General features: G+C 70.8%; 20 protein-coding genes. 11 read left to right on the forward strand and 9 right to left on the reverse strand.

Features of this window, described 5'->3' with window-relative positions:
* Both J4H86_RS14030 and J4H86_RS14035 read right to left on the reverse strand, forming a co-directional pair.
* Positions 1-387: a hypothetical protein gene (locus J4H86_RS14030; RefSeq protein WP_236537698.1), complete on the reverse strand. Its 387-nt coding sequence runs from the start codon at positions 385-387 to the stop codon at positions 1-3.
* 78 nt (positions 388-465) lie between these two features.
* Positions 466-639, reverse strand: coding sequence for a hypothetical protein (locus J4H86_RS14035; protein WP_236537700.1), 174 nt, complete (start codon positions 637-639; stop codon positions 466-468).
* Positions 640-811: 172 nt separating this feature from the next.
* Between J4H86_RS14035 and J4H86_RS14040 the strand changes: the two genes are divergently transcribed.
* On the forward strand, positions 812-2,044 hold the full coding sequence (locus J4H86_RS14040; protein WP_236537708.1) for a phospholipase D-like domain-containing protein: 1,233 nt from the start codon (positions 812-814) through the stop codon (positions 2,042-2,044).
* A gap of 128 nt (positions 2,045-2,172) precedes the next feature.
* On the opposite strand, the gene J4H86_RS14045 is transcribed toward J4H86_RS14040, so the two are convergent.
* A complete protein-coding gene (locus tag J4H86_RS14045; RefSeq protein WP_236537715.1) occupies positions 2,173-2,964 on the reverse strand; it encodes an enoyl-CoA hydratase/isomerase family protein in 792 nt (263 codons plus the stop codon).
* A gap of 139 nt (positions 2,965-3,103) precedes the next feature.
* Between J4H86_RS14045 and J4H86_RS14050 the strand changes: the two genes are divergently transcribed.
* Together J4H86_RS14050 and nagA are read left to right on the forward strand one after the other, a co-directional pair.
* Positions 3,104-4,129, forward strand: coding sequence for a C-terminal binding protein (locus tag J4H86_RS14050; RefSeq protein ID WP_236537721.1), 1,026 nt, complete (start codon positions 3,104-3,106; stop codon positions 4,127-4,129).
* Positions 4,130-4,141: 12 nt separating this feature from the next.
* A complete protein-coding gene (gene nagA, locus J4H86_RS14055; protein ID WP_236537727.1) occupies positions 4,142-5,290 on the forward strand; it encodes an N-acetylglucosamine-6-phosphate deacetylase in 1,149 nt (382 codons plus the stop codon).
* 32 nt (positions 5,291-5,322) lie between these two features.
* On the opposite strand, the gene J4H86_RS14060 is transcribed toward nagA, so the two are convergent.
* Positions 5,323-5,529, reverse strand: coding sequence for a hypothetical protein (locus J4H86_RS14060; protein WP_236537729.1), 207 nt, complete (start codon positions 5,527-5,529; stop codon positions 5,323-5,325).
* 93 nt (positions 5,530-5,622) lie between these two features.
* Here J4H86_RS14060 and J4H86_RS14065 point away from each other — a divergent pair, with 93 nt between their 5' ends.
* Both J4H86_RS14065 and J4H86_RS14070 read left to right on the forward strand, forming a co-directional pair.
* A complete protein-coding gene (locus tag J4H86_RS14065) occupies positions 5,623-6,564 on the forward strand; it encodes an SPFH domain-containing protein (protein ID WP_236537731.1) in 942 nt (313 codons plus the stop codon).
* A gap of 39 nt (positions 6,565-6,603) precedes the next feature.
* Positions 6,604-6,840: a hypothetical protein gene (locus tag J4H86_RS14070; protein WP_236537733.1), complete on the forward strand. Its 237-nt coding sequence runs from the start codon at positions 6,604-6,606 to the stop codon at positions 6,838-6,840.
* Between the two features lie 234 nt (positions 6,841-7,074).
* On the opposite strand, the gene J4H86_RS14075 is transcribed toward J4H86_RS14070, so the two are convergent.
* Complete coding sequence (locus tag J4H86_RS14075; protein WP_236537734.1) at positions 7,075-7,440, reverse strand: YkvA family protein; 366 nt, start codon at positions 7,438-7,440, stop codon at positions 7,075-7,077.
* Positions 7,441-7,704: 264 nt separating this feature from the next.
* Here J4H86_RS14075 and J4H86_RS14080 point away from each other — a divergent pair, with 264 nt between their 5' ends.
* The 5 genes from J4H86_RS14080 (at position 7,705) to J4H86_RS14100 (ending at position 13,258) form a co-directional block, all read left to right on the forward strand.
* A complete protein-coding gene (locus J4H86_RS14080; RefSeq protein WP_236537736.1) occupies positions 7,705-8,730 on the forward strand; it encodes an iron-siderophore ABC transporter substrate-binding protein in 1,026 nt (341 codons plus the stop codon).
* 22 nt (positions 8,731-8,752) lie between these two features.
* The gene (locus tag J4H86_RS14085; protein WP_394356515.1) at positions 8,753-9,781 is read left to right on the forward strand and encodes a FecCD family ABC transporter permease; all 1,029 of its coding nucleotides are present in this window, start codon (positions 8,753-8,755) and stop codon (positions 9,779-9,781) included.
* Between the two features lie 712 nt (positions 9,782-10,493).
* Positions 10,494-11,606: a FecCD family ABC transporter permease gene (locus J4H86_RS14090; RefSeq protein ID WP_394356372.1), complete on the forward strand. Its 1,113-nt coding sequence runs from the start codon at positions 10,494-10,496 to the stop codon at positions 11,604-11,606.
* On the forward strand, positions 11,603-12,430 hold the full coding sequence (locus tag J4H86_RS14095; RefSeq protein WP_236537742.1) for an ABC transporter ATP-binding protein: 828 nt from the start codon (positions 11,603-11,605) through the stop codon (positions 12,428-12,430). Before J4H86_RS14090 ends, J4H86_RS14095 begins: the two co-directional genes overlap by 4 nt.
* Before the next feature lie 105 nt (positions 12,431-12,535).
* The gene (locus tag J4H86_RS14100; protein ID WP_236537743.1) at positions 12,536-13,258 is read left to right on the forward strand and encodes a DUF981 domain-containing protein; all 723 of its coding nucleotides are present in this window, start codon (positions 12,536-12,538) and stop codon (positions 13,256-13,258) included.
* 51 nt (positions 13,259-13,309) lie between these two features.
* Here J4H86_RS14100 and J4H86_RS14105 read toward each other — a convergent pair whose 3' ends face one another.
* The 4 genes from J4H86_RS14105 to J4H86_RS14120 form a co-directional block, all read right to left on the reverse strand.
* Positions 13,310-14,812, reverse strand: a complete 1,503-nt coding sequence (locus tag J4H86_RS14105) for a sodium:solute symporter family protein (protein ID WP_236537750.1) — start codon at positions 14,810-14,812, stop codon at positions 13,310-13,312.
* 122 nt (positions 14,813-14,934) lie between these two features.
* On the reverse strand, positions 14,935-15,315 hold the full coding sequence (locus tag J4H86_RS14110; protein ID WP_236537751.1) for a RidA family protein: 381 nt from the start codon (positions 15,313-15,315) through the stop codon (positions 14,935-14,937).
* A 107-nt stretch (positions 15,316-15,422) separates the two neighbouring features.
* A complete protein-coding gene (locus J4H86_RS14115; protein WP_236537759.1) occupies positions 15,423-16,727 on the reverse strand; it encodes an alanine racemase in 1,305 nt (434 codons plus the stop codon).
* Positions 16,728-16,936: 209 nt separating this feature from the next.
* Complete coding sequence (locus J4H86_RS14120; protein ID WP_330932412.1) at positions 16,937-18,169, reverse strand: amidohydrolase/deacetylase family metallohydrolase; 1,233 nt, start codon at positions 18,167-18,169, stop codon at positions 16,937-16,939.
* 157 nt (positions 18,170-18,326) lie between these two features.
* On the opposite strand from J4H86_RS14120, the gene J4H86_RS14125 reads away from it, so the two are divergent.
* A complete protein-coding gene (locus J4H86_RS14125; RefSeq protein WP_330932413.1) occupies positions 18,327-19,310 on the forward strand; it encodes a sugar kinase in 984 nt (327 codons plus the stop codon).

Consider the following 19,310-nt stretch of genomic DNA (forward strand, 5'->3'; position numbering starts at 1 on the left):
TCACGGGGCGAGGAGCCGACGGAGCCCGCGCGCGATCCCGAACTCGCCGCCGCGGATCTCCTCCAGCGCGTCGCCGACCGTGGCGCTGTTCACTGCTGGGGCCCACGTGGAGAGCAGGCCCATGGCGTCGACGATGTCCAGGGCGGCGACGAGTTCGGTGTGGGTGGGAGCCTCGACGAAGAACAGGTAGGACGGTGCCACTGCCCGTCGGTAGACGGCGATCGACAGGGCGCCGTGCGCCACCCCGAGCCGGGTGAACTCCTCGTACCGGGCGGCGGCCAGCTCCTCGGCGATCTCGCCGATCTCCGGGAGTGGGTGCTGTGTGGTGGTCCAGGTCTCCCGCGAGTACAGCGGGATCAGCTCCCGGACCATGTGCTTCTCCGTCATCGGAACCTCTGGTCGGGGCCCGTCGGGGGCGGTTACGTCCGGCGCCGGGGCACGCGGGTCGCGTCCCGTGGCGGACCGCTACAGCACGAACTCGAACAGGACGATCATCAGCGCGATGAGGACCACCGCGGCGGCGATGACCCAGCATCCGACGTTGCCCACGGACCCCGGGTCGCGCGTGTCGCCGCGGCGGAGCTCGGTCCGGGCGCGGCCCTTCTGCTGACGTGCGCGTGACTTCTTGCGGGCGGCCATGGCAGCGACCCTCACTCTCGCCGTTGCCGACACATCTGACGCGACGACCATACCGGGTTCCCGTGGGCGACTCTCCCGGCCCTAACGCGGTTGATGCCATTTGTTCCTGGTCAGGCGATACCGTAGAAGCCCAGAGAGGTCTGTTGGGGTGGGGAAGGGCGGGAGTACACGCATGCGGCGTCGTATCGTCACCGTCGTCAAACGTGTACTGATCGGCCTGTTCGCGGCGCAGCTCGCGACGGTCGCGGTTCTCGTTGGGGCGGACTTCTGGCGCCGCCGGATGCTGCGGTGCGACCAGGGGCGCTTTCCGCGGACGTCCCCGATGGAGACGGGCGTGGAGGGCACGTCGGTCACGACGTACACCTTCGGCGAGGACCTCTTCGCTGACATGCTGGACGCGATTCGCTCGGCCCGTGGTCGTGTCTTCTTCGAGTCCTACATCATCAAGGACGACGAGGTGGGGCGGCGTTTCAAGTCGGCCCTCATCGAGGCCGCCGACCGTGGAGTCGAGGTCTACGTCATCTACGACGGGTTCGCGAACCTGGTCGTCCCGCGCTCGTTCTTCCAGTTCCCGTCAACGATCCAGGTGCTGCGCTATCCGGTGTTCCGTCTCGGAGCGCCGCTGCTGCTCAGTCGGTCGGGGCGGGATCACCGCAAGATCCTCACCGTCGACGGCGAGGTCGGGTTCGTGGGCGGCTACAACGTCGGTTCCGCCTACGCCACCGAGTGGCGCGACACCCACCTGCGCCTCCAGGGGCCCTCGGTGTGGGAGCTCGACAACGCGTTCATCGACTTCTGGAACGCCCACCGTGGGGCCGCCCAGCCGGCGTTGGAGCACGACGGCACCCGGCACTGGAACGCGCGCATCCGCGCGTACCGCAACGTACCGTCGCAGTTGATCTACCCGATCCGTGCCATGTACCTCGAGGCATTCGACCGTGCGCGGGAGCGGATCCTGCTGACGCAGGCCTACTTCATCCCCGACCGGGAGATGACCGAGACCCTGGTGGCCGCCGCCCGGCGCGGCGTCGAGGTGCACGTGCTGCTGCCGGAGCGCTCCAACCACGTGATCGCCGACTGGTTGTCGCGCGGCTGGTACTCCACCCTGCTGCGCGGTGGGGTTCAGTTGTGGCTGTTCCAGGACGCGATGGTGCACGCCAAGACCGCGACGGTCGACGGTCAGTGGAGCACGGTCGGTACGGCCAACATCGACCGGTTGAGTCTCACCGGGAACTACGAGATCAACCTGGAGCTGCTCGACCCCGGGGTCGCCGACCACTTGGAGAAGGCGTTCGTGACCGACCGTGGCAACGCGCGTCCGATCACGCTCGCCGAGTGGCAGGCGCGTCCCCTGTGGGAGAAGGTCTGTGAGCGCCTCCTCTCCCCGCTGTGGCCGATGCTCTGACCCCCGCTTCCCCCACCAGGATTCCCCACCCCCATCGGATTTCTCCACCCCCAACCCCTGGGGCTGCACATCCACCTACCAGAACGCGGCTGATCGCACCCGGGCGTCTCGCCGACCCCGCATGGATCTCAGTTCCCCTGCCAGTCCGGCCGCTCCTTGGCCATGAACGCGGCGACGCCCCGGTGGAAGTCGTCGCTGCCGAACACGCGCGCCACGATGTCGTCCCCGTCGGGCAGGTTGGCCAGCCGCAGCCGACGCACCGCCTCCTTCGCCGCCCACATGGACAGGGGCGCGTGCTCCAGCAGGCGGGACGTGGTGGTGCGCACGACGTCCTCGAGGTCCTCGTCGGCGCACACCTCGGCCACGAACCCCGCCGCGGCGGCCTCGTCGGCGTCGAAGAGGCGGGCGCGCAGCAGCATGTCGAGGGTGCGGCTCGGCCCCATGTGGTGGACGAGCAGGGAGTAGGTGTTCATGGAGAGGCAGTTGCCCAGCGTGCGCGCGACGGGGACACCGAAGCGCGCCGACCGGGTGGCGACGCGCAGGTCGCACACCGCTGCGAGGATGAGTCCCCCACCGACGCAGTAGCCGCGCACCGCGGCGACGGTGGGCACGCGGACCGCCTCCAGAGTCTCGGAGATCGCCCCGATCGTGTGCTCGTACTCCACGCCGTCCTGGCCGCTGGTGAACTCCTGGAACTGTCCGATGTCGGTCCCGGCGACGAACGCCTTCTCCCCCGCGCCGGTCAACACCATCACCCGCACGCTGTCGTCGGTGTTCGCCCGTTCGCAGGCGGCGCGCAGGCCCTCGTACATGGTCCAGGTCATGGCGTTGCGCTGTTGTGGCCGGTTGAAGGTCACGGTCAGGACGTGGCCGTCCTGCCTGGTCAGAATCTCGTCAGTTCCCGCGTTCGACTCCACCACGCGCGATCCTCCATGTCCCGGCAGCACTGCCTATTGTCGACTACAGGCTTATTGTAGACAATAGTCAGAAAACTGAACCGGCGGCACCCACACCGCCCGCACCGTCGACTCCCACCCCCCAGGAAGAGGCAGGCGAACCGTGACCTACGTAGTGGTGACCGACTCCGAGTTCGACGACGTCTCAGTGGAGGAGAGGATCCTCGCCCCGGCCGGTGTCGCCGTGGTGGGGGCACACACCCGCGACGTGGACACCATCGTGCGGTGCGCCGAGGGGGCCCGCGCGCTGCTCGTCGGACTGGCTCCCGTCACCGGAGCGCTGCTCGACCGACTGCCGAAGGTGGAGCTCGTCGTCCGGTACGGGGTGGGCGTGGACAACGTGGACCTCGAGGCCGCGACGGCTCGTGGCGTGGCCGTGTGCAACGTCGTGGACTACGGCACCGAGGAGGTGGCCGCGCACGCCGCGGCCCTCACGCTGGCGACCTGGCGGCACGTCCCCATCCTGGACCGGGCGGTCCGCGCCGGCGAGTGGAACTACACCAGCGCGGGGGTGATCCCCCGCCTGAGCGAGAGCACGTTGGGGCTGGTCGGCTTCGGGCGGATCGGCCGCGACACCGCGGCGGGGCTGGCCCCCTGGTTCGGTTCGGTCATCGCGGCCGACCCCTACGCGCCGGCGGACGGCTGGCCCGGGAACGTCGCCCGCGTGGAGATCGACGAGGTGTTCGAGCGGGCGGACGCGATCAGCCTGCACCTGCCGTTGTCCGACGAGACCCGCCACATCGTGGACGCGCGCCGGCTGGCCACCGTGCGCCCCACGACGGTGCTGGTGAACACGGCGCGCGGCGGGTTGGTCGACGTGGACGCCCTCCACGCGGCGCTGGAGGAGGGGCGGCTGCGCGCGGCCGGGCTCGACGTCCTCCCCGAGGAGCCGCCCGCGGCCGACCACCCGATCCTTCGCCATCCTCGGGTCACCCTCACCCCGCACATGGGCTGGTACTCCGAGGTCGCCGGCGTGGACCTGCGCCGAATCGCCGCCGAGCAGGTCGCCGCGTGGTTCTCCGGCCAACGACCCCGGTGGCAGATCTCCGGTCCCCCTCCGCGCGATCCGGTGTCCCGCCGCGACCCCATCGTGTCCGGAACCCACGTAGATTCGGAAGAGAGGACCTAAACAGGAGGACACATGGCGACGGCCGCGCGCAACGCGTCACACGTGATCGTCGGACGCGGGGTCGTCGCACCCGGCGGGATCCTGAGCCCTGGGTGGATGGAGGTCGCCGGGGACCGGATCGTCGGGATCGGGGCCGGTGACCCGCCGCGACCCGCGGACTACGACCTGGGCGGCCAGTGGCTGGTGCCCGGCTTCGTCGACATCCACGTCCACGGCGGCGCCGGTGTCGCGTTCGGCGACGGGGTGGAGGAGGCGCGCCAGGTGGCCGCCTTCCATCGGGCGAACGGCACGACCACGATGCACGCGAGCCTGGTGACCCGGACGCTCGCGGACCTGGAGGGCGAGGTACGCGAACTCGCCGACCTGGTGGACGACGGCCTGCTCGCCGGCATCCACCTCGAGGGACCGTTCCTGAGCCACGCGCGCTGTGGCGCGCACGAGCCGACGCTGCTGCGCGCCCCGGCCCGGGACGACGTCGCCCGACTGTTGGAGGCGGGGCGTGGCACCGTCCGCATGGTGACTCTCGCTCCGGAACTCGAGGGCGGCCTGGACGCGGTCCGCCAGATCGTGGACGGTGGCGCGATCGCCGCCGTCGGCCACACCGACGCGCCCTTCGACGTGGTCACGGCCGCCGTGGACGCCGGTGCCCGCGTGGGTACCCACCTGTTCAACGGGATGCCACCGCTGCACCACCGGACTCCGGGCCCGGTCGCCGCCCTCCTGAACGACCCGCGCGTGGTGGTGGAGGTCATCAACGACGGGATGCACCTGGACCCGGCCGTGGTGCGGACCGCCGTCCGCGCCGCCGGGCAGAGCCGCGTCGCCCTGATCACCGACGCCATGGCCGCCGCGGGCATGGGCGACGGGCGCTACCGCCTGGGGTCGTTGGACACCGTGGTGGAGAACGGCATGGTGCGGCTCGCCGACGGTGGCTCGTTGGCCGGCAGCACCCTGACCATGGCGGACGCGTTCCGCCGCGCGGCGCTGGACCTGGGGCTGGACACCGCGGTCGCGATGGCTTCGGCGACCCCCGCGCAGGTCATCGGGGCACGGGACGTGGGGGCCCTCGCTCCGGGGAATCGAGCCGACATCGTGGCGGTGGACGACACGTTCCAGCTCACCGCGGTGATGGCCGGGGGTGCGTGGGTCGAGCTGGGTTAGGGACACCCGTCGGGTCGGCCGTGCCCGCCGACCTACGGAGTGGTGCTGCGCGCCAGGGTCACCACGGCCACGACGACCCCAACCAGGAGGAGGCCGACCAGCAACCAGGTCGGCGGCTGTCCGGTGTGCAGGGACTGCGGCATCCGACCGTCGATCGTGGTGAAGGCGAAGACCAGCCCGCCCAGCCCCTGGGAGAGAGCGGCGAGGATCCGGACGGGCAACAATCCAAGGACGGTCATGTCGTTACCTCCGACCGCTCATAGATTAATTGATATCACTTTGCTAGTGTATTCATATCAGCATCGATTCGCGCAACCACATTTGGAGGCGACATGGCGGAGCCCACTCCATCTGAGACGCCCAGCACTGACGCCCTGGAGCCGACCCTGCGGGAGTACCCCGCACGGAGCGTGTCCGGTTGGGGGCCGCTACTCCTCGCCGCCGTCCTGATCCTCGGAGGTCTCCTCGTCGGAACGTGGGGAGTCCTCCAGCTCACCGGCGACGGCCCCCTCGGCCTCGTCATGCTGGTCGGGGGGATCGTGGCCCTGCTCGTGGGGCTGGTCCTCGCGATGGGCCTGACCGCCGTGGCCCCGAAGGAAGCGCAGGTGATCCAGGTTCTGGGCAAGTACGTCGGCACCGTGCGCACCGACGGACTCCAGTGGGTCAACCCACTCAGCTACCCGAGGCAGAAGGTATCAGTCCGGATCCGCAACCACGAGACGTCCACACTGAAGGTCAACGACCTCTCGGGGAACCCGATCGAGATCGCGGCCGTCGTCGTCTGGCAGGTGACCGACACCGCGGAGGCGACGTTCGGTGTCGACGACTTCGTACAGTTCGTGAACACCCAGTCCGAGACCGCCGTGCGCCACATCGCCAACGGCTACGCCTACGACGTCGCGGAGGGGGAGGGCCTCACCCTCCGGGACAACGCCGACGAGATCACCGAGAAGCTCACGCGGGAGATCGCCGACCGGGTGGACGCCGCGGGCGTGCGGGTGATCGAGTCGCGCATCACCCACCTCGCCTACGCACCGGAGATCGCGGGTGCCATGCTGCGCCGGCAACAGGCCGGGGCCGTGGTGGCGGCGCGCCAGCAGATCGTCGAGGGTTCGGTGGGCATGGTCGAGATGGCACTCAACCGGCTGGCGGAGGACGACGTGGTCGACCTGGACGAGGAGCGCAAAGCGGCTATGGTCAGCAACCTCCTCGTGGTTCTGTGCGCGGACCGCGACGCCCAGCCCGTCGTCAACTCCGGATCGTTGTACCAGTAACCCACGTAGCCCAGCCCCCCACGGGATGGACGCCCAATCGTGAGTGAACGCAAGAAGATCCTGCTCCGGCTCGATCCCACCGTGCACGACGCCCTCGCCCGCTGGGCCGGGGACGAGCTCCGCAGCACCAACGCCCAGATCGAGTTCGTGCTCCGCCGAGCCCTGTCCGACGCCGGCCGCCTCCCCTCCGGCACGTCCCCCATCCGCCCCCGCGGCCGCCCACGCAAGAAGGACAAAGACTCCACCGAGAACACGGACGAGGATCCCGACGCCTAGGGGTGGACACGTGTCCACCCCTAGCGGCGACCCGAGTCTACGAGGGGCGTGTGGAGAGATGGGTGCGGTCGTTCGGCGTCGCCTGTTCGATCAGTCACGGCTCACTCAGCGGGTCGTGGGATGGGGACGCCCGGAGCCTGTCCGGTGCGGTCCCTCACCCTACGAGGACCGCGTGCGGCGTTAGTGGGGCGGGGGTTGGGTGTCCCACAGGACCCCACGTGTACCGCGTGCGGGTCACTCGTCGACGACGTGACCCTGGAGCGGAGCCTCGCGCCAGTGCTCCCAGTGGAGGTAGCGCTCGGTCTCGCCGAGGACGGCGGCGGCGAGCCAGACGGCGACACCGATGTCATCGACGACGCCGAGGATCGGCACGATGAGTTCGGGGATGAAGTCGATGGGCGAGACGATGTAGCCCACCGCGAGGATCATCAGCAGGATGCGGGACTTCGTGAGCTGGACGTAGTCGCCGCGGAAGCGGGCGCCGAACATGCGGGGCACCGCCCGGGTCCGTGCCCACACCGACGGCTTGCCGGGTTTGGTGGCGTCGTGCACCACCTGCCACGCCGCCGCGCCCGCCGCGGCCCGGTTCGCACTTCGCATTGGCCCTCCTCGGTCTCAGCACCACCTTCACGATATGACGCGACATCAAATCGCGCGGTTCCCGCCTGTGCGCGCGATCACCGAACGGCGGGAGATCACTCGAGATCCCTCATTGAGGCCCGCCGGCTTGTTAGGTTAGACTAACCTTCGCTCTCGATCGGGAGGATTCCCCCATACTTCCGTATTCCGCGCTCCATGCCGCCTCCATGACGGCGTGGAGATCGAGACGCCACCCCATTGGAGACGAAGAGGGCAGATCACGCCATGCACTCCGCATACAGACACCTCGGCGGAGCCGCGCTCGCCGCACTGATGACCGCGACCCTGAGCGCGTGTGGGAACGAGGGCGGGGAAACCGACAGCGCCGAGGCGTCCGGTGAGGGCTTCCCCGTCGAGATCGAAAGCGCCCTGGGCACCGCCGAGATTCCCGACACTCCCGAACGCGTCGTCACCCTCGGCCAGGGCTCCGCCGAGACCGCGATCGCCCTGGGCACCGTCCCCGTCGGGATCGAGAGCTACGAGTGGGGCAGCGACGACACCGGCTACCTGCCGTGGGTGCACGAGGCCGTGACCGAACTCGACGCGGAACTTCCGGAGCAGTTCCAGGGCGCCGACGACATCGACTTCGAGGCGATCCTGGAGCTGGAGCCCGACGTCATCCTCGCTCCCTGGTCGGGCATTACCCAGGAGCAGTACGACATCCTCGCCGACATCGCGCCCACCGTCGCCTACCCGGACCTGCCCTGGAGCACGGACTGGGACCAACAGATCGAGACCATCGGCCTGGCCCTCGGCCAGCCGGACGACGCCACGGCGCTCATCGAGGACATCAACGACCAGTTCGCCGAGGTCGCGGCGGACAACCCGGACTACGCCGACGTCACCTTCTCCTACATCTACACCGACGGCCCCGGCACCCTGGGCGTGTTCCTGCCCGACGAGCAGCGCGTGGCGATGGTGCGCAGCCTTGGTCTCACCGTCGACCCCGTGGTGGAGACACTGCCGGAGACCGAGGGGACGGACTCGGCCGTCATCGGCTTGGAGAACGCCGACGAGCTGTCCGACAGCGACCTCATCTTCACGTTCTACAGCGACGAGGACACCCGCGAGGAGATCGAGTCGCAGGACCTGTACGGGGCGATCCCGGCGATCGAACGCGACTCCGTGGTCGCCAGCGACGACAACCCGTTCGTCACAGCGTCCTCGCTGATCAACCCGCTGACCGTGCCGTGGGTCATCGATCGGTACCTCCCGATGATCGACGAGGCCATCGAGAACGTCGACGACTGATCCCCGGCTACGAACGGCATCCCTGGTGAGAACCACGACCGTACCCACGCGCGGCCGGCGCGCCGGCCGCGCCCGGGCCGGTGTGATGCTCGGCGCCGGAGTCGTCGCGCTGTTCGGCGCGATGCTGCTCAGTCTGGCCGTCGGGAGCCGGCTGACGACACCCACCGAGGTCTTCCAGGCGATCGACGGCTCGGGTGACCCGTTCGTCGTGACCGTGGTGGAGAGCCGCTACGCCCGCACCGTCATGGGTGTCCTGGCCGGGGCGGCGCTCGCCGTCGCGGGAACGCTCATGCAGGGCATCACCCGCAACCCGCTCGCCGACCCCGGCCTCCTGGGCATCAACGCGGGCGCCGCCGCGGCCGTGGTGACGGTCACCGCGGCGACCGGCGCGACGTCGGTCACCGGAACGGTGTGGGCCGCGCTGCCCGGCGCGTTCCTGGCCGGCGCCGCCGCCTACATCGTGGGCACCCGGGGCGGCGAGGGCGGCATGGTCCGCCTCGTGCTCGCGGGCGCGGTGGTCTCCGCCGTTCTCACCGCCTACGTGCAGGCGGTCGCGCTGAGCATGCCGGACGCCTTCGACAGTTACCGGTACTGGGTCGTGGGATCTCTCGCGGGCCGCGACTTCGAGGTCGTCTACGCGGTGCTGCCCTTCGTGGCGGTGGGGATCGTCCTGTCCCTGTGTCTGATGGGTGGACTGAACGCCCTGGCGCTCGGGGACGAGGCCGCGGTGTCGATCGGGGTGTCGGCGACGTGGGTCCGTGGCGGAGCGTTGACGACGGCGACCCTCCTCGCCGCCGCCGCGACCGCCGCCGTCGGCCCGATCGCCTTCGTCGGCCTCGCCGTCCCCCACATCGTGCGCTCGATGGTGGGGGTGGACTTCCGTCTCCAGGTTCCCTTCGCGCTCCTCGTCGGACCAACGCTCCTGCTGCTGTCCGACGTGGTCGGCCGCGCCCTGCTGCGCCCCACCGAACTCATGGTCGGCGTCGTCACGGCCTTCGTGGGAGCACCGGTGCTGCTCTACGCCGTCCGCCGAATGAGGACCGCCGCATGAGCCGACGAGCTACCGCCCTCGGTACCCCCCGTCGCGCGATCCACTATTCCGGTGCTCCGTCCCAGCGACCTCCGCACCACGCGTTGGTCCGTGCGCCCGCCGAGGACCGGCACACAGATCAAGCAACCACTGCGCCCATCACCCCACGGGGCCGAGGACGCAACCAGCCGAGCCCCGTTGACGGCCCCAGCGACCGCGCGATCACGGCCGGCCCGCCGCGACAGGCCCTACGCGGGCGGCGTCACGGCCCACGCCCGGTCGGCCGTGCGACGGGTAGCACCGCCCGCCCGAGCCACCAGAACACCCGCACTCACTGTTGTCCGCCCCCGGCCGTCCGGCTGTGGATCAGACCCGCGAGGAGGCACCGTCCGATGGACGCCCCGGGTCCGCCCCCGCTCGGGGCCCTCGCCGCACACCACGGAGCGCCGACGTCGCTCCGGCCCGACCGGACCGACGACCAGCAGCGTCCCGCCCCACAGGGCCCACCCGGTCGAGGGTCTCACCCGGCCGTCCGTCGGGCGACCGGACACGACCATCCAATGGACGCACCCGGCCACGCGGGCTCCCGGACCGCCCACCCGGCCTTCACGCGACCGACGCCACGCGTCGGCTCTCCGCTCAGCGGCCCCGCCGCCGACCACGGAGCGCCGACGTCGCTACCGGCCTTTGGAGGCGGAGCTGCCATGACCGTTCGCGGGACGGAGCCGCGTCCATGAGCCAACAGACCGCCGACTCGCCGGTGCCGGCTACCTCCCCGGCCCCTCCGTCCACCACCCTGCGGCCGCCGCCGGCATCGCGTGGGTTCGTGGTGCGGGTGGGGCGCTGGGTCGCGGTGCCCGTGCGGCGGCGGTCCGTGGTCGTCGCGGTGATCCTCCTCGTCGGGGTGGTGGCGTCGGCGCTCGCGACGCTCACCCTGGGCAGCCTCGGGATCGCGGTGGGGCGGCTTCCGGCCGTGGTCGGCGGTGGTGGGGACGCGACGGAACACTTCGTCTTCGACCGGCTGCGGGGGCCACGGCTGGCGGTCGGGATCGGTGTGGGAGCCGCCCTGGGGATCGCCGGGGCACTCTTCCAGTCGGTCACCCGGAATCCGCTGGGCAGCCCGGACGTCATCGGTCTGGGGTCGGGTGCGGGGGCCGGCGCGGCGTTCGCGGCGCTCATCCTGCCGGGCGTCGTCCCCATCCCTGTCGGCGCGCTCGCCGGGGCGGTGGTGGCGATCGGCATCGTGGCGCTCTCCACCGGAACCGGGCTCCGGCACCCCGGCCGCCTGATCGTCGCCGGTATCGGCGTGGCGGCCATGGCACAGGCCTTCACCCACTTCGTGGTCGCGGTCATGGTGCGGGAGGAGGCCACCCAGCTCTGGGTGTACCTGAACGGCAGCCTCAACGCGCGCGACTGGAACCACGCCGCCGTGATCTGGACGGTTCTCGTCGTCGCCGTGCCCGTGCTGATGGCCCTGTCCCGGCCGGTGACCCTCGGCGAGATGGGTGACGAGACCGCCGAGACGCTCGGTGCCCCGGCCTCCGCCACCCGGACGGGAGCGATCATGGTCTCGGTCGTGCTGTCGGCCGCCGCGGTGAGCGTGGCCGGCCCGATCGCCTTCGTCGCGTTGACGGCGCCGCAGATCGCCCGCCGACTCGTTCGGGGTGGCGGCCCGAGCTTCCTGGTCTCAGCACTGGTCGGGGCGCTGCTGCTCGTGTGCGCCGACCTGGTGGTGCAGCAGGTTCCGCTGGGTGAGGGCCTGCCGGTCGGCATCGTGACCATGGCCCTCGGCGGCGTCTACCTGGGCCACCTACTCATCCGTGAATGGCGAAAGGGGACCCTGTGACCGACGCGAGCTCCGCCATCATCTCCGCGCTGGGGTTGACCCTCGGCTACGGCGCCGACCCGGTCGTGCGCGACGTCGACCTGGAGGTGCGCCGGGGCGAGTTCACCGTCATCCTCGGCCCCAACGGCTGCGGGAAGTCAACGCTGTTGAAGGCGCTGGGGCGGATCATCAAACCGATGAGCGGGCAGGTCCTGCTGCACGGACGGGACGTGCGCACGCAGCGGTCCAAGCGGATCGCCCGGGAGCTCGCCCTGTTGCCGCAGAGCCCGGTGGCGCCGGACGGAATCACCGTGCGGGGCCTTGCGGAGCGTGGACGATTCCCGCACCACACGTTGCTGCGCCAGTGGAGCCCGGACGACGACCAGGCGATCGCCCACGCCCTGGAGCTCACCGGGACGGCCGACCTCGCGGACGCCCCCCTATCGTCCCTGTCCGGTGGTCAGCGGCAGCGCGCATGGGTGGCGATGGTGCTGGCCCAGGACACCGACGTGTTGTTGTTGGACGAGCCCACGACGTTCCTGGACATCGCGCACCAGTACGACCTCCTGGGTCTGTTCGCCGACCTGCACGCGGGGGGCCGCACCGTGGTGGCCGTGTTGCACGACCTCGCCCAGGCGGCGCGGTTCGCCACCCGGCTGGTGATGATGCGTGACGGCGCGATCGTGGCCGACGGGCGGCCCGATGACGTGGTCACCAGCGAACTGGTGGGCGAAGTGTTCGGCCTGGCCTGCGACGTCGTCCCCGATCCGCGAACCCGCACCCCCATGGTGATCCCCCACGCCCGGGCGGCGACCCCGGCCGGCGGCGCGCTCGGCACCACCTGAGACCCCGTAGCCCCGTCGACGGCGGACCCACCCCCAAAACCACACACAGTTAACAATTCATCATTCTGGGTAATCCTCCGGTTGGGTCGAACTCGGAGGGCCGGAATGACACCAACACTCACCAGCGCCGGACTCGTCATCGACTGGGCGAACATGCCCACCTACAACACGGTGATGTCGGTCGCCGCCGGTGCGGGGCTACTTCTCGTCGTCGGCCTGGGGCGCCAGTTGCTCCGGTCGGACGCGGAACTGTCCACCGAGGGCTACGCGATGGCCTTCGGCGTGCTGGGGGTCATTCTCACCACGACAGGTCTGCACATGTCGCTGACGTGGCCGCTCGCGCCCGGGGGCTTCGCCTTCGACAACATCATCTTCGGTGAACCGTCCCTGGCGTTCGGTGTCCTGCTGCTGTTCGCGTCGTTCTACCTGTGGCGGCGCGGTGAGGAGATCGCGGCGAGCACGGACCGCGTCCGTTCGATCGCGCGGGTGGGCCGCCCGGTGTCGGTGTTCGTCCTGGGCATGGGCCTCGGCTGTATCGGGATCGCCTTTGCCGGCGTCACTTACCAGCTTTTCGCCGCCCCGCCGGAGGAACCGATCTCCGGCGCGTTCGCCGAGTACCCGCTGATGGAGGCCATCTTCATCTCGGCCCTCTACGCGCTGGTGGGGATCGGCGCGATCCTGTTCCCGTTCGCGCTGCGCAAGGCCGCCGCGGGGGCGCTCGCCACCATCATCGGGATCTGCTGGGGGATCTCCGGTGCGCTGTTCCTCCTGTTCGGGGCACTCAACTTCTTCACCCACATCGGGCTGATCGTCAACACGATGGAGTGAGGCGGACGGCCGGTACCGCGCCGGCCGTCCGCCTCACGGTCACCGTTGTGGTCAGGACTCGGCCTTGTCGCCGGACCCCTCACCGGCCCGCACGGACGTGCCGACGTCCATGACCGCGCGTTCCGCGGCGAGGATCCGCAACGCCTCCTCGGAGGTGACGCGGCTCGGTCGAGTGACGAGGCTGAACACGATCCCGCACAGGAACGCGGCCGCGAGCGACGGGATCACGGCGTTGCCCCAGAACTCGGCGAACGAGTCCACGTTGTTCACGACCAGCGCGGTCGCGGAACCACCGACCATGGCCGCCACTCCGCCGACCCAGGTGGCCCGGCTCCAGAAGCGTCCGAGGACCGAGGCGGCGAAGAGCCCGGTGAGGATCGTGGAGACCATCGTGGTGATGTAGTCGATGATGGTGGTGGCGACGAGCGCCCCGACCAGCGCGCCGGTGAGCACGAGAGCTAGGGCGACGCGGGACAGCCACACCATGTTCTCCCGTCGCGGCACCCGACCCGTGAAGATCTGCACCACGTCCCGCAGGAGGATGGTGACGCCGGCGACGGCGTCGGAGTCCCCGGAGGACATCGTCGCCGACAACCCCGCCACGAGGAGGAACGCCCCCAGCCACAAGGGGAACAGGGTGGTGGCGAGGTAGGGGAACGCCATGTCGGCGTTCTCCAGGCCCGGCTCCATGCTGGCGGCGGTCAGTCCCGCGAGCGCCGGCAGGATGGAGAACGCCAGGAATAGTAGGCCCGCGATCAGGAAGCTTCGCCGCACCGTCTTCACGTCGGCGGCGGAGTAGATGCGCTGGCGGAACGACGGAGTGGCGAGCACCCCGATCGCGACGACCACCGCGAGAGACAGCGCCGGGATGGGTCCCACGGCCTCGACGCCCAGCAGGGAGAGGCCCTCCTCCGGGGCGTTCTCCCGGATGCCGCTCATCCCGCCCACATGGACGAACGCGAGCGCGGCGAGGACCGTGAAGCCGAGGAAGAGGATGAAGCCCTGGATCGCGTCAGTGATGACGACCGCCAGGTAGCCACCGACGATCGTGTAGAGGCCGAAGCTCAGCGCGACCACGATCTTCGCCGAGGTGTCGCCCATCCCCGTCAGGTACGAGAGGTAGATCGACCCGCCGAGGATGTGGGCGCCGAGCCATCCCACGGAGGCGAGCAACATGAGCAGGGACACCAGGCCCTTGATGAACATGTTGGCGCCGAAGTAGTAGCTCATCTCCTCGGCGTAGGTCATGAAGCCGTACTTGCGCACGTCGGCGAACAGCACGAGGAGCAGGAACGTTCCCAGCGCGCCACCGAGCCCGTAGAGCGCGCCGGCCCAGCCGTTCTCGTAGGCGAAACCGACGGCGCCCAGACTCGACCCGGTTCCCACCAGGGTCGCGAGCGTCGTGCCCATGAGCAGGGGAGTGCCGAGTCTGCGCCCGGCCAGGAGGAAGTCCTCGCCGGACGTGTTCCGGCGGGCGACCCAGATTCCGATACCCAACATGAGGACCACGGCGACGATCAACGCCACCAAGTACCCCGGATGCGTGTCGATCATTGGGGGGACTCCAAGTTTGTTCTGGGGGGAGGGTGCGGGCCCCCGTGGGGGCCCGCGGAGGCTGGCCGGGGGGGACCCGTGGGGTCCGCCCCGTGCCAGCTAGGAATGCGGCACGCTCGGCCTCAGTCGGCCGGGTTGTACAGCACCGCGTCGACCTCGATCAGGAAGCCGGGCAGGTCGGCCTGGATGGTGGTCCGGGCCGGCGGCTCGTCACCGAAGTACTCGGCGAAGAACTTGTTCATCTCCTGGAAGTCGGAGAGGTCGCGGAGGTACACGCCGACCCGCACCGCGTCGGCGAGGCTCGACCCGGACGCCTTGGCCACCGTCGCCAGGTTGTCGAGGGTGGCGCGGGCCTGGGTGCTGAAGTCGCCGTCGACGAGGGTTCCGTCGGTCCGGTGCGGGGTCGCCCCGGCCAGGTAGACGAAGTCGCCGGCGACCACCGCGTGGGAGTACGGGCCACCGGGTGGGGCGGCCTCGGGGGTGTTGACGACACGCTTGGACACGTAGTGCTCCTTGTTTCGTAGTGAATGGATATGAGGGGAACTGTGGGGGTGGGCGTGGCCCGCAGGGTTCCTTACGGCCGGGGCGCCCACCGTGTTGGGGGTCCGGCTCAGAAAAGGGTGCGGACGGCGTCGACCACCCGGCCGTCCGGGTCGAGGACGGGGATGAGGGGCCACTTGTCGAACACGGTGCAGGGGTGGGACAGGCCGAGTTCGACGACGTCCCCGACCTCAAGCCGCACGGAGCCGTCGAGGTCCACGAACGCGTGGTGGTCGTTCAGCTCGACGACCCGCAGGCCGCCCGAAACCGGGAGTCGCTCCCCGTCGCGCAGCACCGCGCGCACGACGGGGAGGTCGATGTCGTAGGCGACGTCCCGCTTGCCCGCGCCGAGCAGCGCCCGCCCCGGCTCGGGGATGGAGAGCACGCGCGCGTAGCAGGAGAGGGCCGGTCGTAGGGGGTCGTCGTCGGCTCCGGTCCGCAGTGGCGAGGCCCGTTCCATCATCAGGTCGTCGTGGGTGAGGTAGCAGCCGGAGCGCACCACGCGGCGGACGGGCCGGCTGGTGTCGTCCAACCGGGCGAAGGCCTCCGCGACCAGGTCGGGGAAGGAGCTTCCGCCCGCGGTGACGACGATCTCCTCGGCCTCGGCGAACAGTCCCTCGGTGTCCGCGGAGCGGGTGAGCGCGACCAACGCGTCCAGCCAGGAGCTCACGCGTTGTGGGGAGTCGTCGTCGCGGCGCTGCGGGAACACGCCCTCGAAGCCCTCGACGCCCGCCAGCACCAGGTGCGGGCAGGCCGCGACCGTCCGGGCCAGGGACAGCGCGGTGCCCGTGTCGCGGACGCCGGCGCGCCGCCCGGGCACGCCGACCTCGACGAGCACCGGCAGGGGTCGTGGCGCGCCAGACAGGGCTTGGTCGAGGAGGCGAACCCCGTCCTCGGAGTCCACGAGGCAGTACGGCGTGAACGCGGGGTCGGCGAGGCTCTCCGCCAGCCAGGCGAGTTGGCCGGGGTCGGTGACCTCGTTGGCGATGATGACCTGGTCGGCGCCGTGGTCCCGCATCACCCGGGCCTGGGCGACCGTCGCGGCGGTGAGCGCCCACGCGCCCCGGTCCAGTTGGGCGGCCCACAGGACCGGCGCCATGGTGGTCTTCCCGTGTGGCGCGAGATCGGCGTCCTGTTCCGCGCACCAGCGGCGGAACCGGTCGAGGTTGTGCAGAAGCGCGTCACGGTCCAGGGTGACGGCCGGCAGCCACAGGTCGGCCAGGGCGAGCCCGGCCGCACGGACCTCCGCCGGCGACATGGGGCTCGTCGGCAGGGAGCGGGCGACCACGGGGGCTGCGTCGAGCGCGGCCAGCCGGCCACGCGACAGGCCCGCCCCCGCCAGCGGGGACACGTCGTGGACCTCGTTGGACGTCATGCGTGTTCTCCTCGGTGTGGGAAGGGTTCGTCCCGGTCATTTGCCCATGGGGAGGCGGCGCCACGCACGTTCCCCGCGCCGGCGCGGGATCCCAGGCGTTCGGTCACGGGCCCGCGCCCCAGCCGAGATCCCGGGCAGCCGGCGTCTCGCCCGGGTGGGCTCCGGTGCCGGGGACCGACCCGTCCCCCACGCCACGGCTTCGGTCACGGTCATGTGTGGGCTCCTGGGCGCGGGAAGGGTTCGTCGAAGTCGTCGGGGCTGCTGAGGTACCGCACCGCGGCGCGGACCCGCTGCTGGCGGTCGGTCTCGGCGGCACGTTGGGCCGGGCTCAGCGGCACCCACGACGGAGGTGGGGTGGCGACCATGGGTGGGAGCAGCCGACCTCCGCAGTAGGTGGCGGTGTTCTCGAGCCGCAGCGGCGCGCCCCGGACGGAACCGTGCACGTCGACGACGGGGAAGGAGCCGTGTCCGAGCCGGAAGACCGCGATGTCCGCCGGGGCTCCGACGGTGAGTGTGCCGGCGTCGAGGCCGAGCGCGCGGGCGGGGCGGACGGTGGCGGCGCCGACGGCGTCGGCGAGCGACATCCCGGCCGCCGTGGCCTTCACCAGGACGGTGGGCAGGTCGAAGGCCGGGCCGTAGAGGGAGCGGATGTGCAGGTCGGAGGAGATGAGGGGAACGATTCCGGCCGCGAGCTCCGCCTCGAGGACGTCGAAGTCGAACGCGCCCGAGCCGTGCCCCAGGTCGAAGTGGATGCCGGCGTCCCAGGCGCGGAGCACGGCGTCACTGGGTCGTCCGTGGGTCAGCAGGTCGGTGGCGACGCCGGTCGCGCAGTGGGTCAGGATGTCGCCGGCCTGGAGGTAGGGCAGGATCTCGGCGACGGTGGGTGGCCCGTAGCCGATGTGCACCATCATCGGGCGTTCCAGGCACCGGGCCAGTTCGGCGGCGCGGCGGAGGGGTTCGAGGCCGTGCTGTCCCACGGTGTTGCGGTCGATGCGGGCCTTGACGCCGCGCACGAAGTCGCCCTGCTCGGCGACCACGGTGGCGGCGAGGTCGACGTCGAGGTTGTCCAACCGCTGGTGTTCCCCGGTCTCCCCCGTCAGCCCCACACCGGAGACGTTGATCAGCGCGTGGATCCGCGCGGAGCTGGGGTCGGCGACGTGGCGGCGCAGCCCGTCGATGGTGAAGGCCCCGGCGGATCCCGCGTCGACCCAAGTGGTGACGCCGCTGCGCCAGGCCACCGGTTCCGGGTCGAGCCCCCAGTAGCTGGCGCCGTGCCACAGGTGGGTGTGGATGTCGACCAACCCCGGGGTGAGGAGGTGGCCGGTCAGGTCCTCGACGCGCGCCGCCGACGTGGCGGGGAGGTCGGGGCCGATCTGGGCGACGCTGCCGCCCCACACGGCGACGTCACAGACCTCGTCCCGGCCGTTCGCGGGGTCCAACACTCGGGCTCCACGCAACAGGAGGTCCCACATCGCACCCGCTCCCTCCGTGCTGCGTATAGCGCAGCACTGTTGCGTATTGTTCAGCGTCTTCAATAGCATTCTGGGAGAGATCTGGTCAATATCGTCGGCTGATGCGGCGAACACGAGGAGGTCATAGGTGTCGAGCCAGGGGGATCCCACGGTGGAACGACCGGTGGGCTCCCGGTCCCCAGCCGAAACCAGCGCCCCTCCCGCGGACGGTTGGACCGGTGCCGTGGTGGACGCCGTGTGCGTGGGCGAGACCATGGCTCTGCTCATCCCGGAGGGCACCGACGACACCGGAGCGCCTCGGTTCCGCACCGACATCGGGGGCACCGAGTCCAACGTCGCGGTGCACCTGTCCCGCGCGGGGCGCCCGGTGGTGTGGCGCAGCGCGCTCGGCGACGACGTCTTCGGCGAGTTCCTACTGAGCCGGATCGCCGGGGAGGGGGTGCGGTGTTCCGTGCGCACCGATCCACGTCGGCCCACCGCCGTCTACTTCAAGGAGCCCAACCCCAAGGGGACGCGGGTGCGCTACTACCGGCGGGACTCCGCCGCCTCCGCGCTGGGTCCGGAGGACGCGGCCGACGTCTGGGGGTTCCGGCCCCGGCTCGTGCACACGACCGGCATCACGGCGGCGATCTCGGACACGGCGCAGGCCCTCGTGGCGGAACTACTGCGGGAGGCACCCACGGGGACACTGCGCACCTTCGACGTCAACTTCCGGTCCGCCCTGCACGGGGAGCACAACGCGGAGACGATCCTGTCGTTGGCCCGGCAGGCCGACGTGGTGTTCTGCGGTGTCGACGAGGCGGAGTCCCTCTGGGGGGCGACGTCGGTCGACGCCGTACGGGAGCTGATCCCCACCCCCCGGGTGCTGGTGGTCAAGCAGGGCGCGGAGGGCGCCACGGCGATCAGCGGCGGGAACTCGTGGTTCGAGCCGGCCCCCGCCGTGGAGGTCCTGGAACCGGTGGGAGCGGGCGACGCGTTCGCGGCGGGTTTCCTGGACCGGCTTCTCGCCGACGCGCCACTTCCCGACTGCCTCGCCGCCGGGGCGCACCTGGCCGGGACCGTCCTGGGGGTCGCCGGGGACATCCCGCCCGCGACCTCGAGCCGGGCGTAG

This window comes from Spiractinospora alimapuensis (assembly GCF_018437505.1).
GTDB classification, from domain to species: Bacteria; Actinomycetota; Actinomycetes; order Streptosporangiales; family Streptosporangiaceae; genus Spiractinospora; species Spiractinospora alimapuensis.